Origin of the sequence: Rhodopseudomonas sp. BAL398, from assembly GCF_033001325.1 — a bacterium.
GTDB lineage: Bacteria > Pseudomonadota > Alphaproteobacteria > Rhizobiales > Xanthobacteraceae > JARJEH01.
This window is the reverse complement of the sequence record NZ_CP133111.1, coordinates 3,339,897-3,354,690: the sequence shown is the minus strand read 5'-3', so window position 1 is coordinate 3,354,690 and position 14,794 is coordinate 3,339,897. Positions and strand designations below refer to the sequence as shown.

The window sequence follows — 14,794 nt, the reverse complement described above, 5'->3', positions numbered from 1 at the left end:
ATATACATGGCGCGCAAGCGAGTCAATGCAAGGCAACCGGAATTCGAGATGGACGTGCGAACCCCCGATAGCTCACCCTGGATGCCGTTCGAAAGCCGGCGCCGCGCCCGCGACGAGAAGCGCGAGGCGGTGCTGCGGACTGCCGTGCAGCTGTTTCTCGAGCAGGGCTATCACCGCGTCACGCTGAACGACGTCGCCGAGCGGCTGAACATCACCAAGCCGGCGCTATACAACTACTTTCGCGGCAAGGAAGACATTCTGTTCGAATGCTGCGTGTTGGGGCGCGAGCGGGTCGACGAGGTGATCGCCGAGATCGACGCCGGCGGCGGCGCCGGACTTGCCAAGCTGCGCAGGCTGATCCGGGCCTATGCGGAGGTGATGACCTCCGATTACGGCGCCAGCCTGGTGCGGTTCGACACCCGCGATCTGTCCGAGGCCAACGCCCGCACCGTCCGCGACGCCAAGAAAAGCATCGACCGGACCTTTCGCCAATATGTGACCGACGGCATCGCCGACGGCACGATCAAGCCCTGCGATGCCAAGATGGCGGCGTTCGCCATCGCCGGCTCGCTGAACTGGATCGGACACTGGTTTCAGCGTGACGGCGAATTGTCGGCCGAACAGGTCGCCGACGAATTCGCCACGCGGTTGACCGAGGGACTCGCGGCACGGCGCCCAAGAAAGAAGGCGCCGGCCTGAGCAGACTAAAACCAAACAAAACAAAACAGCGGAGGGAAACGATGAACACTACCCACGGATTGCGGCGCGCGCTGCAGATCAATCCCGACGGCCTCGCCACGGTGTATGGCGCGCGGCGTCGTAACTGGCGCGAGGTCGGTGAGCGGGTCGCGCGGCTGGCGGCCGGGCTGCGCGGGCTCGGCGCCGAACCGGGCGACCGCGTCGCGGTGCTGTCGCTCAATTCCGATCGCTATCTCGAGCTGTATCTGGCGACGGCCTGGGCCGGCGCCGTGATCGTGCCGCTCAACACCAGGTGGAGCCCGTTGGAAAACGAAGACGCGCTGCGCGATTGCCGTGCCAATGTGCTGGTGGTTGATCAGGCGTTCGCCGCCACCGGCGCCACGCTGGCCAAGGCGCTGCCCGAATTGAAATTGGTCTATGCCGACGACGGCGATATCCCGTCCGGCATGGACGACTACGAAGCGCTGATCGGGCGCAGCGCGCCGATCCCCGACGCGATGCGCCAGGCCGCGGATCTTGCCGGCATCTTCTACACCGGCGGCACCACCGGCCGCTCCAAGGGTGTGATGCTCAGCCACGGCAATCTGATGGCCAACGCGCTGAATGCACTCGGCGAGGGGATGTTCCCGGGCACCGCGACCTATCTGCACGCGGCGCCGATGTTTCACCTCGCCAATGGCGCGGCGATGTATTCGCTGCTGCTCAGCGGCGGCGCCAATGTGATGATCCAGGCCTTCACCCCCGAGGGGGTGATGGCCGCGGTGCAGAACGAGCGCGTCACCGACGTGCTGCTGGTCCCGACCATGATCCAGATGCTGGTCGATCATCCCGCGCTCGCCTCCCACGACATGTCGTCGCTGACGAGCCTAGCCTATGGCGCCTCGCCGATCAGCGAGGCGGTGCTCGATCGCGCAACCAAGGCGCTGCCGAATGCGCGCTTCACCCAGGCCTATGGCATGACCGAATTGTCGCCGATCGCCACATTGCTGCACTGGAACGAGCATATCGGCGAGGCCCGCGCCAAGGGCCGGCATCGCGCCGCCGGCCGCGCCGCGCTGGGCTGCGAGGTCCGCATCGTCGACGCCGACGACAGGCCGGTCGATGTCGGCACCGTCGGCGAGATCGTGGTGCGCGGCGACAATGTGATGATGGGCTATTGGGAGCGGCCGGAGGAGACCGCGCGCGCCGTGGTCGATGGCTGGATGCACACCGGCGACGGCGGCTATCTGGACGAATACGGCTTCGTCTTCGTCGTCGACCGCGTCAAGGACATGATCATTTCGGGCGGCGAGAACGTCTATTCGGTCGAGGTCGAGAACGCGGTGGCGCAGCATCCGGCGGTGGCGCAATGCGCGGTGATCGGAATCCCCGATGAGCATTGGGGCGAGAAGGTCCATGCCGTTGTCGTGCCGCGCGCCGACGCGCAGATCTCGGCGACAGAGCTGATCGCGTTCTGCAAGACGCTGATCGCCGGCTACAAATGCCCGCGCAGCGTCGAGGTCAGAAGCAGCCCGCTGCCGCTGTCCGGCGCCGGCAAGATCCTCAAGCGCGAACTGCGCGCGCCTTACTGGGACAACCGGGAGCGGCGCGTCAGCTGACGCAGAGATCCGCTCCGCGCGCTGGCGCGGAGCGGATCGTTATCAGTCGATCAGGCAATCGCGGAGTGGATGCACGCCATCTGGAATCCGTGCCTCGCGATCATGCCGCGCGGATTCAGATTAGGACTTGCAAACACCAAAGATGCACCCGAGGATACCCAAAACAAGAAGCGGGACCGGGATGGAGCTAAAGCAGATTAATCAGCAGGGCATTGTCTTCGGCATTTTTTTTCTGTTGTTTGTCGCGTTCGCGGCTCTCCTGCCCGGATTTGCCACGACGCAGAATATGCTGACACTGCTTCAGAACGTGTCGGTACTGGGGATCCTCGGCCTGGCCATGGCCATCGTGGTAATCGGCCGCGGTGTCGACTTGTCGCTGATCGCCACGCTGGCTGTGCCGCCGGGCCTGGTTCTGCAAATGGTTCAGGATGGCCACTCCTTGCCGGGCGCGATCACCACCGCGTTGATGTTGGCGCTGGTCTTCGGTGCCATCAATGGCTGGCTGATCGCCTATGCCGAAGTGCCCTCGCTGTTCACAACGCTGGCCAGCGGCCTGTTCCTGGCCGGTCTCGGACAGGCCGTGCTGTTCAATCTCGACGTGGTGCAGTGGAGCCCGGGAATGCAGGGCTTCGAGCGTCTGGGCCAGGGCATCGTGTTCGGAATTCCGGTGTCGGTCATCGTCTTCATCATCGCGTGCCTTGTGGTCGCATTCCTGCTGCGTATCACGCGGATCGGCGCCTACATCTATGCGATCGGCGACAATCCCTATGGCGCCAAGGTCACCGGCATTCCATCGCGACCGATCATCGTGCTGCAATACGTGCTGGCGGCGCTGATCGGCTGTTTCGCCGGGTTGGTGCTGGCGGCTTCGGTCAACAGCATGCCGACGCGCATATTCAACTCGACGATGATCTACGACGTCATTTTGGTGGTGGTGCTCGGCGGCATCGGGCTGTCCGGCGGGCGCGGTGGCGTGCTCAATGTGGTCATCGGGACTCTCCTGATCGGCACGATGTTGAACGGCATGACCATCATGGACATCCCCTATTCGGGCCAGAACCTGATCAAGGGCGTGGTTCTGCTGATCGCGGTGATTGCCGATTCGTTCCTCAATCCCCGCAACGAGGAGACCGCGCAACAGGGCGATATCTGAGCACGACTTACGACAAAAAATTAAACTGGGAGGACAGTATGGTTTTCGGACTGACACGGCAGCTCAAGCCGCTGATCGGCGGCGCCGCGATCGCGGCGCTGGCGACGTTTCCCGCGCTTGCCCAGCAAGGACTGGACGAGCCGTTCCAGGGGGCGTTCAAGCAGGCGCTTGCCGGCAAGACCGTCGCCTATGTGCCGGTGGCGATGAATTTCGATCTCACCGAGGGTTGGTTCGCCGGGCTCAAGAAGGAGCTCGAACCTTACGGCATGAAGGTGATCGTGCGAGATCCGAACTGGAGCACCAGCGCCGGCGCCCAGGCGGTCACGACGCTGCTGTCGGAAAAGCCGGCGGTGATGGTGATCCACAATCCCGACGTGCAGACCTATGCGAAGCTGCTGCAGCGCGCCGAGAAGGAAGGCATCGCCGTCATCCAGATCAACATGGGATCCGTGTATCGCAGCTCGGCCTTCGTCGGCGCAAACTGGATAGAGATCGGCGAGCGCAACGCCGAGGCGGTGGTCAAGGCTTGTGAAGGCAAGTCGAACAAGATCGCCGTGGTCCAGGGCGCGTTGTCGGCGGCGACGTCGGCCTACACGCTGAAGGGCGTCGAGAACGTGCTCGCCAAACATCCCGAAATCAAGGTGGTGTCGAGCCAGGCGGCGGATTGGGATGCGGCGAAAGCCAAGGCGATCACCCAGACGGTGCTCAAGCAGCATCCGGACCTGTGCGGCATCGTCGGGTTCTGGGATGGCATGGATATCGGCACCGCCGCGGCAGTGAAGGAAGCCGGCCTCACCGGGAAGGTGTTTCTTGCCACCTCGGGCGGCGGTGAGCGCAAGGGGGCCTGCGAACTGGTGAAGTCGGGCGCGTTCGACCTCAATCTCAGCTACGACGTTCCGACCCAGGCTGCCGACATGGCTGCGATGATCAAGTGGCTGCTCTCTTCCGGCGTCAAGCCTGGCACCGTCAAGGGATCGATCTATACGACGCTCATTCCCATCACCAAGGAAAACGCATCGTCGGAAACGGCATGCTGGAACCTGAGCGATCTGAAGAAGTAGCGCGCAGCGACGGTCCGGGTTCTGCGCTCGTCCGCGAGGCGGGCGCAGAACCGGACGATGCGCTTCCATCATTCCTTTTCTCCGTCCGTCGCAGAGCCCGCAATGCAGGAAACTTTCGTTCGCCTTCGGTCCCGCTACTGGCCCGACCATCTGCTCGGCGAAATTCTGTCGAAGCGCTGGACGGAAACCGCAATACCGGTGATCGTCCTGATCATCGTCGCCTTCGCGCTCAGCCAGGCGATCAGCGGGTTTTTATCGCCGAACGGGCTCGCGGACACGGCCAGGCAGGCCGGCGAGATCGGCTTTGTGGTGCTTGGCATTTCGCTGGTGGTGATCGTCGGCGGCATCGACCTATCGGTCGGCTCGATGTTCGCTCTGTGCGATTTTTGCGCGTTGTATTGCCTCGATGTGCTGAACTGGCCGGTGCCCGCGGTGGTCGTGGCGACGCTGATTTGCGGCGCTCTGCTGGGCGCGGTGAACGGCTTCTTGATCGGTTATCTGAGGCTGCGCGCCTTCATCACCACGCTGATCACGCTGATCATCTATCGATCTGCCTATGATCTGCTGCTGGTTTCCAATTCGAACAAGATCGCCTCGGCGTTTCCGGACATCGCATCGTGGACCTTCATTGGCGAAGGCAAGGTGCTGGGCGTCCCGAGCGTGGCCATCGTCTATGTCGCAATCGCGATTTTCGGCCACCTGTTTCTGACGCGGTTGCGCCCCGGCTGGCATGTGACGGCGATCGGCGGCTCGCGGCGGTCGGCCTATAATTCCGGAATCGCGGTGCGGAGAACCATCGCGCTGTGCTATGTCGCCAGCGGCGTCCTGACGTCGATCGGCGCGCTTTTCTTCGCCGCCCGGCTGGGCACGGTCGGCGGCGATATCGGCGTCGGTCTCGAGGTGACCGCGCTCACCGCGACGGTGCTCGGCGGCATCACGCTCGGCGGCGGCAATGGTTCGGTCGCCAAAGCGCTGGCCGGCACTCTGATCGTTCTGCTGGTGACCAACGGGCTGACCACGCTCTCGGTGCGCGGCGGCTACAACCGGATGGTGCTGGCGACGATCCTGCTCGTCGCCGCCATCATCGATATTCGCTGGCTCAAGAACCGTGCCCGTATCATCAGCAAGGTCTACGTCGCGCCGACCTATCACTACCTGCCGCCGGCGCCGTCGACCGAGATCGGCAAGGGCGGACCGTTCGAGCAGAACGACAAGCTGCGTGATGTCACCTTGATTGGCCTGGGCCGTATCGAGGCCCCCGAAGACGTCATTCTTGATCGGCACGACAATCTCTATGCCGGGTCGCGCCACGGCGACATCATGCGCTTTCTCGCTCCCGATTATCAGCAGATGGAGGTGTTCGCCCATATTGGCGGTCAGCCGCTGGGCATGGCCTTTGATCGGCAGGACAATCTCTATTGCTGTATCGGCGGAATGGGGCTTTACCGGATTTCGCCCGACCGAAAGATCGAGAAGGCGACCGATGAGACAAACCGCAGTCTCTGGTCGGTCAATGATGACAGCCGTCTGCGTTTGGCCGACGACCTCGATATCGCCGATGACGGTCGGATCTTCTTTTCGGAGGCGACCGTGCGCTACGAAATGCACGAGTGGCCGGTCGATGGGCTGGAAGCGCGCGGCAATGGCCGGATCATCTGCTACGACCCGGCGCGTAACACCACCCGAACAGTGTTGCGCGGGCTGAAATTTCCCAACGGGATTTGTATCGCGAGTGACCGTCAGTCCATCCTGTTTGCCGAAACCTTCGGTTGTTCGATCAAGCGTTACTGGTTCGATGGTCCGAAGCAAGGCAGCGTCGAGATCGTGATGGATAACCTCCCGGGCTTTCCGGACAATATCAACGTCGCCTCCGATGGCAATTACTGGCTGGCGCTTGTCGGGATGCGGTCTCCCGCGCTGGATCTGGCCTGGCGGATGCCGGATTTTCGCAGGCGAATGGCCAAGCGGCTGCCGGTGGATGAATGGCTGTTTCCGAACATCAACACGGGATGCGTCGTGAAGTTCAACGAGCAGGGCAAGGTGTTGGAATCGTTCTGGGACATCGAAGGACTCAACCATCCGATGATCACCTCGATGCGTGAACATCGCGGCCACCTTTATCTCGGCGGCATCGCCAATAACCGGATCGGCCGCTACAAGCTGCAAAACGCGGATCCGAACTTCGTGCAATACGACAAGCGCTGGGGGAAGATCACTTGATACCGGCTCTGAGGGAGATCGCGCATCGGATTCTGGGGCGCGGTGAGGGCGCCATCACGGTGCCGCCGTTCGACGGGGCGTTGAAGCCCAACCAGGTGCTCGAAAGCGCCGAAGTGGTCGCCGAGTTTGCGGCGGCCGAGGATCTGGCGAGCGACGGGTCCACACTCTATGTCGCGGACGGCCAGCTTGTGCTGCGCTTTGACGGATCGACGACGCATGAGTTGCGCCGCTTCGACGCTCCGGTGACGGCGATCTGCGTGCTCGCCAATGCGCGGCTGGCGGTGGCGCTCGACGGCCGCGAAATCCGTGTGATCGACCTGGCCGGCGGTGGTGCCGAGGACCGGGTTTATTCCGGACCAGAACTGCACGCCATCAATGCGCTGGCGCCGGGCGACGCCGATACATTGTTGGCGACCTCCGGCTCCGTCACGGAATCCTGTGCGGAGTGGGCGCGCGATCTGATGAACCGCGGCCGGACCGGCAGATTACTGTCGATTTCGCTCTCGAGTGGCGGCATTCGCGTCGTTGCCAGCGGGCTGGGCTATGCGTTTGGCGTCGTAACTGCCGGCGCGACGACGACCGTCAGCGAGAGCTGGCGTCACCGGATCGTCGCCATCGACGGCGATGGCGGCGTGCGGCCATTGCTCGATCATCTTCCGGTCTATCCGTCGCGGATATCCGCGGCGGCTGGCGGGGGTTTCTGGCTGACGGCCTTCATCGCCCGGACCCAGCTGGTGGAATTCGTGCTCCGCGAACCTGGCTACCGGCGGCGGATGATCGCCGAGATCGATCCGGAATTCTGGATCGTGCCGCGGCTGCGGTCGGGCGAATCGTTCCGGGAGCCGATGCAGGGGGCGCATCTCAAAACCATGGGCGTGATCAAGCCGTGGGCGCCGCCACGTTCCTACGGTCTGGTGGTCCGGCTCGACGATGATTTCACGCCGCTGTACTCGCTGCACAGCCGGGTCGACGGTCACAACCACGGCGTGGTCGCGGCGGCTGAGGTTGGCGATGGTCTCTATGTTCTGGCGAAAGGCCCCGGGCGGTTGCTTCGCCTGTCGCTGGCGACGGTCAAGAGGGAGCTGGGCGCATGAGCGACGCCATCATCGAATTTCGCAAGGCCACCAAGCACTACGCCGGCGTGCCCGCGATCGAGGATGTCGACTTCCAATTGCGGCGCGGCGAGATCCACGCCTTGATCGGCGAGAATGGCGCTGGAAAATCGACGTTGACCAAGGCGATGGCCGGCGTGGTAACGCTCACATCCGGTGCGATGTTCGTCAATGGCAAGGAAGTTTCGCCGAAATCGCCACTGGATGCGCGCCATCTCGGCATCGCGATGGTGTTTCAGGAGAACAGTCTGGTGCCGACCATGACGGTGGCGCAGAACCTGTTTCTCGGCCAGGAGAAATTCTACAATCGGCTGCGCGGCATCTATATCGCGGCCCAGCAATTCCTGCAGTCGCTCAATTTCGACGTGACGCCGACCAGCACCGTTGGATCGCTTGGCGCCGCCAAGAAGCAGATGGTGGAGATCGCCCGCGCGGTGTTGCATCAGGCGCAGGTGATCGTGTTCGACGAGCCGACTGCGACGCTGACCCCCGAGGAGAAGAACTACTTCTTTGATCTGGTCCGTGATCTGAAGAAACGCGGCGTGTCGATTGTGTTCATCTCGCACGCGCTGGAAGAGGCGCTGCTGCTGGCCGACCGCATCACGGTGTTGCGGGACGGCAAGCATGTCGTCACCGATGATGCCGGCAATTTCGACCGTGCCCGGATCGTTCAGGCGATGGTCGGGCGCGATCTGTCCAATACGCTGTACGGCAAGCGCAAGACCGAGGTGCGCCGTGCGGGCGAGCGCGTTCTCACCGTTCAGAATCTGAAAATGGCGCCGATGGTGAAGAACAATTCGCTGTCGGTGTTCGCCGGGCAGATCACGGGCGTGTTCGGCCTGGTCGGCGCGGGTCGGACCGAGACCTTCAAGATCGTTGCGGGCGTCCTGAAGCGCGATTTCTTTCACGGCGGCGAGATCTTGCTGCGCGGCACGCCGGTGCGTTATCGCGTTCCGGCCCCGGCCGTGCGCGGGGGCATCGCCTATGTCACCGAGGATCGCAAGGTGGAAGGCTTCTTCGAGACGATGTCGATCGCGCGCAACATCTATCTCGGCATATTGGCGAAATTCCCCCGCGGCCGGTTTTTGCTGTCGAGCCGCGAAACCCAGGCGGCCGGCGCGGATTGGGTGGCGCGGCTGAACGTGCGCGCGATCGACGCCAAGGCCAAAGTCGTGGAGCTTTCCGGCGGCAACCAGCAGAAGGTGGTGATCGCCAAGTCGCTGGCTCAGGAGCCGGATCTGATCATCTTCGACGAGCCCACCCGTGGCGTCGACGTTGGCGCGATCGTCGAGATCCACGATCTGATCAACAGGCTCGCCGACGAGGGCAAAGCCGTGGTTGTCATCTCCTCATATCTCCCGGAAGTAATGGCGCTGTCGGATCGTATTCTGGTGAGCCGCCAGGGCAAGGTCGTGGAGGAATTCTCGGCGCTCGAGGCCAACGAGGAAAAGATCATGTATGCGGCGATCCACTAGGAAGTGATGCCCTTCAAATTGAGATGAGATGTCCGAGAGTCACCGTCCCGCCCCGCCCAACCGGCGGAGCGGGACGGTGTCTGTCGCTCAGGTCACCGCCGCGTTGGCGCAGCAGCTCGCCGCGTTCTGCTCGGCGGGCAGGTCGATGCAGGGATTGCCGTCGAAGAAGCCGTGCGGCACCAGTTTGAAGCCGGTGGAGATGCAGGGCTGCACCGGAAAATCCTCGATCCGCACCGGATGATGCAGGCCGAACACGTGCCACAGCACGATGTCGGTGTTCACCAGCGGCCGGTCCTGCTTGACGAAATCGGCGATGCCGCCGGCGCCGTCGGAATGATTCATGTAATTGCCGGCCGGAAAGCGCTCCTCGGGATCGAACGCGGTGACCCAGACGTGGTTCTGCACGAAACTGGAGCGCTTGCCGGACGCCGAATTCGGGCTGACGAACGGCGTCACGCAATTCATCGCCTCGAGCTTGTAGCTCACCGGCGCGCCGGTGTAGTTGGTCTTGTTGGGATTGACCACTTTCCAGTAGCGTTGGGCCGCCGGGTTGGCGCGGCGCGCCGCCGCAAGTTCGGTCCCCAGCACGGTTTCGCTTTCATAGAATGCGTTGCCGTACGGATTGTCGGCGCTGTCCTCGGGCTCCGCATAGGTGTTGCATTCGACAAAACTGTTGTTGTCGCCGTCGACCGCCATATCGAGCCGGGCGCAGAAGATGTGCTGATGGATCTGGCCGACCACGCCGGGCAGCACCTCGCGGGCATATTTGCCGGGCTGGCCGGGCAGGCAGGCCGCGGTATTGATGATGCCGGTGGCCTTCATCTCGAATTCGATCGTGCCGTCGAGATGGAAGTACCAGTACAACGCATATTCGTAATTGCCGACGGTGCAGATAGTCGAGACCACGAGCTTGCGCGCGCGGCGGATCTCGGCGCGGTCGGTGCGGAAATCCCAGTGCTTCCAGGCCAGCCCGGAATCCTCTTCGTGAATGCAGATCGCCTTTTCGATCGTCATCACGTCGCCGTTCATCGTGCTCATGTGCACGTCCATATATTCGATCACGCCGAGGCAGTCGCAGCCGAGCTTGAGCGAATTGGCCAGCTTGCCGATGCCGTATTCGCCGATGTCGAACACGTTCTTGCGGAAATGGCCGTTGACCGGGCTGCCATAGGGCACCACCATTTCGACCAATGAGGCGCGGTGCGCGATCGAGCGGCCGTCATATTTGATGTCGTGCAAGGTCAGCGCTTCGCGGGCGTTGAAGCCGACCACAAACGACCATTTGTCCCAGCTGAGCGCGCTGCCCTCGATCTTGAAGTTGACGCCTTGCGGTTGGGTCACGTCGATCGGCTTCAACGGTGCGCGCGTCGAGGTGTTGAATTCCTTTTCATAATTGGCCTGCCGCAGCGGGATCGGGATGGTGCCGTAATCATCGACGCGGATGATCTCCCAGGTCTTGAGGTCGATCACGGCGTTGAGCCCCTCGATCGGATGGGCGTAGAAATTCTCGTTCTCGCATAGGCGCTGCCAGGCGAAGACATGGCACAGATGCCGGCCTTCTTCGCCGGGGATGGAGAAATTGCCCGCCGACCATGGGTCGACGCAGACCGTGGTCATGTCGGTGATGCCGCGCCGGGCGCAGCCGGCGATGAAATCCGGATCGGCGCGGACATAGCCTTCGATGGCGAGGAACTGCTCGAGCTGGATCATCGGCCGCGCTCGCGGGAATTCCTTGCGCTCGACGATGCGGCCGTCGTCGAGCGAAACGAACAGCCGGGTGACGCCGATCGCGGTGGTGCTGAACACGCTGACCCGGGCCTGCCGGGCGATCTTCATGCCGGGCTTGAACGCGCGCACCACCGATTTGTCCGGCTCCAGCAGCTCGATGGTCTCGAACCTGGTATCGACCCCATAGGGCGGATCGGCATTGACGATGGCCGCGACCTTGATGATTTCCGCCGGCGTCAGCGCTTGCAACGGATGCAACACCGAATTGGTCTCGGCCCTGGTGGTGGCATGGCAGCAAGTGGATTGGTCTGCGAGGCTCATGATGTCTCCTGTGCGGGGCAAGGCCGTGGTGCAAATCCGGCGCGACCGTCGATTCATCGCCGGTCAATGCGCAGGCGTGGCCGCGCCGGGCGCGATGCCGGGACTGCCGCCAACCGCTATGCAAAACAAATGCCGCCAGTGGATTGCGCGGCCGAGCCGCACATGGCCTATCGCCTCAGCGGCGTGATTGACACGAGTCGCCAATCTCGGTTCCCGCAGCCGTCGTCGGATTACGGCGTCACCAGCCAGTAGCCGCCGACCACCAGAATGGCCGCCAGCAGCAGAATCGCGCCCAGCACCGCGGCGATGATCGCCCCAAGACCATGGCCGTCGAGCCATTGCCGCAATGTTTTCTCCATGCCGGTCGACCTTCTCGGTTCCGCTGACGCTGCGGCCGAAGCTCTATCGCAAAAGCCTTCGCGCCAGAAGCGAACCTTGGTTGCGTGTCTGCTTCGCGGCGGTTGCGTCGAACTCACCCAACGGAAGCCGGAACCAGTTGGCGGATACCGAATTGAATCCCAAACCAACAGGAGAGCCGCCATGTCGACTCGTTTTCAGATCGCATCGATGATCTTCATGATGCTCAACGCCGTGGTGTTCGGCATTGGCATCGTCACTGTCTTGGCGGTGCCGACACTGTCGGACCTTGCTTTTGGGCTGATCCCCGCTGTGGTGCTGATCAGCTTCGCCATCTCTGCGCCGCTGTCCTGGATGATGGCACCGATGCTGCGGGCGCGCTACGAGCGTCGTCGTTCGCTGGCCGTGCAGCCGCGCTGAGCTCGCGAATAACCGAGGGAACACCAGAAACGGTTCCCTCGGTCCTGCGTATTCGCGCCGCTTCGGCCAGCCTAGGCCAGCCTATTTGGTCGCTTCCAGTTTGTCCTGAGTCCGGGTCGCAAAGTCGCTGGCATCGTGGCGCTCGTGGAGTTGGCTTGAGAGTTCGCCCCAAGTGCGGTTGACCAAGCGACCACGCTGCACCGCCGGGCGCTGCGCGATTGCATCGGCCCATCGCTGAACATTCTTGTAGTCCTGCACCTGCAGGAATTCGCCAGCCTCATAGAGCACGCCCTTGACCAGCCCGCCATACCATGGCCACACCGCGATATCGGCGATGGTGTAGTCATCGCCGCCCAGATAGCGGCTGTCGGCGAGGCGGCGATCGAGCACGTCGAGCTGGCGCTTCACCTCCATCGCAAAGCGGTCGATGGCGTATTCGATCTTGGTCGGTGCGTAGGCGTAAAAGTGACCGAAGCCGCCGCCCAGATAGGGCGCGCTGCCCATCTGCCAGAACAGCCATGACAGGCATTCGGCGCGCGCCGCGCCGTCGCGCGGCAACAACACGCCGAATTTTTCCGCCAGATGCATCAGGATCGCGCCGGATTCGAACACCCGGATCGGCGTCGGCCCGCTGCGATCCATCAGCGCCGGGATTTTCGAGTTCGGGTTGACGGCGACGAAGCCGCTGCCGAACTGATTGCCGTCGATCTTGATCAGCCAGGCGTCATATTCGGCGCCTTTGTGGCCGAGTTCCAGCAGTTCCTCCAGCATCACCGTGGCTTTGACGCCATTCGGCGTCGCCAGCGAGTAGAGCTGCATCGGATGGCGGCCGACTGGCAGCTCCTTGTCGTGGGTGGGGCCTGCGATCGGACGGTTGGTACTCGCGAACTTGCCGCCATTGTCCTTGTTCCAGCTCCAGACCTTGGGCGGGGTATAGGCACTCGTATCATTCATGATGGGCTCCGGTTGCAGGGGCGGCACACGCTCCAGACAGCCGACAACCAACATGATCGCGCTGGCCTGCGCAAGAGCCCGATACCGCTCGGTTTCCGGTGACTTCGTCACAGAACCGCCCATCGCAGCGGCCTATGTTGCAACATTCCACGGGGATCACAATTCAGCGAGGCATCAAGGATGACCAACGCTATCTCAGTCGATTCGAGCCGACGCGATTTTCTGTTCATTGCCACCGGTGCGGTCGCCGCGGTCGGTGCCGCGGCCGCGACCTGGCCGTTCATCGCCCAGATGAATCCTAGCGCCTCGACGGTCGCCGCAGGCTTTCCGGTCGAGATCGACCTCGGGCCGATCGCGGTCGGCCAGGTGATCAAGGTGTTCTGGCGCGGTCAGCCGATCTTCGTCAGCCACCGCACGCCGAAACAGATCGAGGAGGCCGAGACCGCCGACTGGAAATCGATGCGCGATCCGCAGCCGGATTCAGCCCGAGTCAAAGCGGGCCACGAAGAATGGCTGGTGGTCTCGGCGATCTGCACCCATCTGGGCTGCATTCCGACCCCGCATGAGGGCAATTTCGACGGCTGGTTCTGCCAGTGCCACGGCTCGCAATATGATTCCTCGGGCCGGATCCGGCTCGGGCCGGCGCCGCTCAATCTGGCGCTGGTGCCTTACGAATTCCTGTCGGACGCCAAGCTTCAGATCGGCGTGGCGTAAGCGGCCCGCGTAAAGCTGCGTCCGTGTCCCGGGCGCGGTGCAGCGCAAAGCGCTGCTCCGCAGAACGGGACCATAACAGGGCATGCATCCGTGGCGGCCTCGTCCCAGCCAGGTCCGCCGCCGCGCTGCGACGCCATGACGCCCGCGCCATTGACCAGGATCAATGGGACCCCGCCGGCCATGCCGCATACAGCGGCAGGTTGTGCATTTTGTCCCTGGATATTGTCCTGGAGCCGGTCATCGCGATGAATCTGCCGGACACCGACTGGTTGCAGCGCTTTCCGGATCTCGCCGACCTGCCGGCCGATGAGCGCACGCCACTGCTCGCCGGCGCGATGGCGATGACCCTGCCGGCCGGCGCCACGGTGTTCGCGCCGGATCAGCCCTGCGGTTTCTTCATCCTGGTGCGCAGCGGCAATGTCCGGGTCTATCAGCTCGATGGCGAAGGCAATGAGATCGTGCTGTACCGGCTCGGCCCCGGCAATATCTGCATCCTGACCACGCTGGCGCTGCTGGCCTCGGAGAATTACAGCGCCTTCGCGGTCACCGAAACGCCGGTCGAGGCGGTGGGGCTGCCGGCGGCGACCTTCAACGATCTGATGGGGCGCTCGGCGCAATTCCGCGGCTTCGTGTTTCAGGCCCAGGCGGCGCGGATGGCGGATCTGATGAGCGTGATCCAGCACGTCGCCTTTGAATCGATCGATTCCCGGCTGGCGGCGCGGCTGCTGAAACTGGCGGCGAACGGCCACGAATTGTCGATCACGCATCAGCAGCTGGCCGCCGAAATCGGCACCGCGCGCGAAGTGGTCAGCCGCCATCTCAAGGCGTTCGAACGCCGCGGCTGGATCAGCCTCGGGCGCGGCCGCGTCGAACTGCGCAACGCCGCGCCGCTGCGCGCCACGGCGGCCCATCCCGGAAGATGATTTGTCGAGGCGGTGACTTGGTCACAGACCGCCGCGTGGCGACGCCATAAACCGACAGC

The 14,794-nt window shown here is 63.2% G+C and carries 13 protein-coding genes; 10 read left to right on the top strand and 3 right to left on the bottom strand.

Annotation, left to right across the window (positions count from 1 at the left end; translation table 11 throughout):
- The first annotated feature begins 48 nt into the window (after window positions 1-48).
- From RBJ75_RS15875 to RBJ75_RS15845, 7 genes are all read left to right on the top strand, one after another.
- On the top strand, window positions 49-699 hold the full coding sequence (locus tag RBJ75_RS15875) for a TetR/AcrR family transcriptional regulator (protein WP_044406580.1): 651 nt from the start codon (window positions 49-51) through the stop codon (window positions 697-699).
- A gap of 41 nt (window positions 700-740) precedes the next feature.
- Window positions 741-2,297 (top strand): acyl-CoA synthetase, encoded by a 1,557-nt coding sequence (locus RBJ75_RS15870; RefSeq protein ID WP_276156879.1) that lies wholly within the window; start codon window positions 741-743, stop codon window positions 2,295-2,297.
- A gap of 181 nt (window positions 2,298-2,478) precedes the next feature.
- Window positions 2,479-3,450 carry an ABC transporter permease gene (locus RBJ75_RS15865; protein ID WP_044417158.1) on the top strand — a complete coding sequence of 324 codons (972 nt, stop codon included), beginning with the start codon at window positions 2,479-2,481 and terminating at the stop codon, window positions 3,448-3,450.
- 38 nt (window positions 3,451-3,488) lie between these two features.
- The gene (locus tag RBJ75_RS15860; protein WP_044417157.1) at window positions 3,489-4,511 is read left to right on the top strand and encodes a sugar ABC transporter substrate-binding protein; all 1,023 of its coding nucleotides are present in this window, start codon (window positions 3,489-3,491) and stop codon (window positions 4,509-4,511) included.
- 102 nt (window positions 4,512-4,613) lie between these two features.
- Window positions 4,614-6,731: an ABC transporter permease gene (locus RBJ75_RS15855; protein ID WP_276156878.1), complete on the top strand. Its 2,118-nt coding sequence runs from the start codon at window positions 4,614-4,616 to the stop codon at window positions 6,729-6,731.
- Window positions 6,728-7,825 (top strand): hypothetical protein, encoded by a 1,098-nt coding sequence (locus RBJ75_RS15850; RefSeq protein ID WP_044413115.1) that lies wholly within the window; start codon window positions 6,728-6,730, stop codon window positions 7,823-7,825. The genes RBJ75_RS15855 and RBJ75_RS15850 overlap by 4 nt, the downstream gene beginning before the upstream one ends.
- Window positions 7,822-9,318: a sugar ABC transporter ATP-binding protein gene (locus RBJ75_RS15845; protein WP_044413118.1), complete on the top strand. Its 1,497-nt coding sequence runs from the start codon at window positions 7,822-7,824 to the stop codon at window positions 9,316-9,318. The genes RBJ75_RS15850 and RBJ75_RS15845 overlap by 4 nt, the downstream gene beginning before the upstream one ends.
- Before the next feature lie 87 nt (window positions 9,319-9,405).
- Here RBJ75_RS15845 and RBJ75_RS15840 read toward each other — a convergent pair whose 3' ends face one another.
- Window positions 9,406-11,367 (bottom strand): primary-amine oxidase, encoded by a 1,962-nt coding sequence (locus tag RBJ75_RS15840; protein ID WP_044413120.1) that lies wholly within the window; start codon window positions 11,365-11,367, stop codon window positions 9,406-9,408.
- A 230-nt stretch (window positions 11,368-11,597) separates the two neighbouring features.
- The gene (locus RBJ75_RS15835) at window positions 11,598-11,726 is read right to left on the bottom strand and encodes a hypothetical protein (protein ID WP_276156877.1); all 129 of its coding nucleotides are present in this window, start codon (window positions 11,724-11,726) and stop codon (window positions 11,598-11,600) included.
- 181 nt (window positions 11,727-11,907) lie between these two features.
- Between RBJ75_RS15835 and RBJ75_RS15830 the strand changes: the two genes are divergently transcribed.
- A complete protein-coding gene (locus tag RBJ75_RS15830) occupies window positions 11,908-12,144 on the top strand; it encodes a hypothetical protein (protein WP_044413122.1) in 237 nt (78 codons plus the stop codon).
- Window positions 12,145-12,225: 81 nt separating this feature from the next.
- Here the strand turns inward: RBJ75_RS15830 and yghU are convergent, their stop codons facing one another.
- Window positions 12,226-13,098, bottom strand: a complete 873-nt coding sequence (gene yghU, locus RBJ75_RS15825) for a glutathione-dependent disulfide-bond oxidoreductase (protein ID WP_044413126.1) — start codon at window positions 13,096-13,098, stop codon at window positions 12,226-12,228.
- 180 nt (window positions 13,099-13,278) lie between these two features.
- Between yghU and petA the strand changes: the two genes are divergently transcribed.
- Both petA and RBJ75_RS15815 read left to right on the top strand, forming a co-directional pair.
- A complete protein-coding gene (gene petA, locus RBJ75_RS15820; protein WP_276156876.1) occupies window positions 13,279-13,812 on the top strand; it encodes a ubiquinol-cytochrome c reductase iron-sulfur subunit in 534 nt (177 codons plus the stop codon).
- Window positions 13,813-14,057: 245 nt separating this feature from the next.
- Window positions 14,058-14,735 carry a Crp/Fnr family transcriptional regulator gene (locus RBJ75_RS15815; RefSeq protein WP_044413638.1) on the top strand — a complete coding sequence of 226 codons (678 nt, stop codon included), beginning with the start codon at window positions 14,058-14,060 and terminating at the stop codon, window positions 14,733-14,735.
- The last annotated feature ends 59 nt before the right edge of the window (window positions 14,736-14,794 follow it).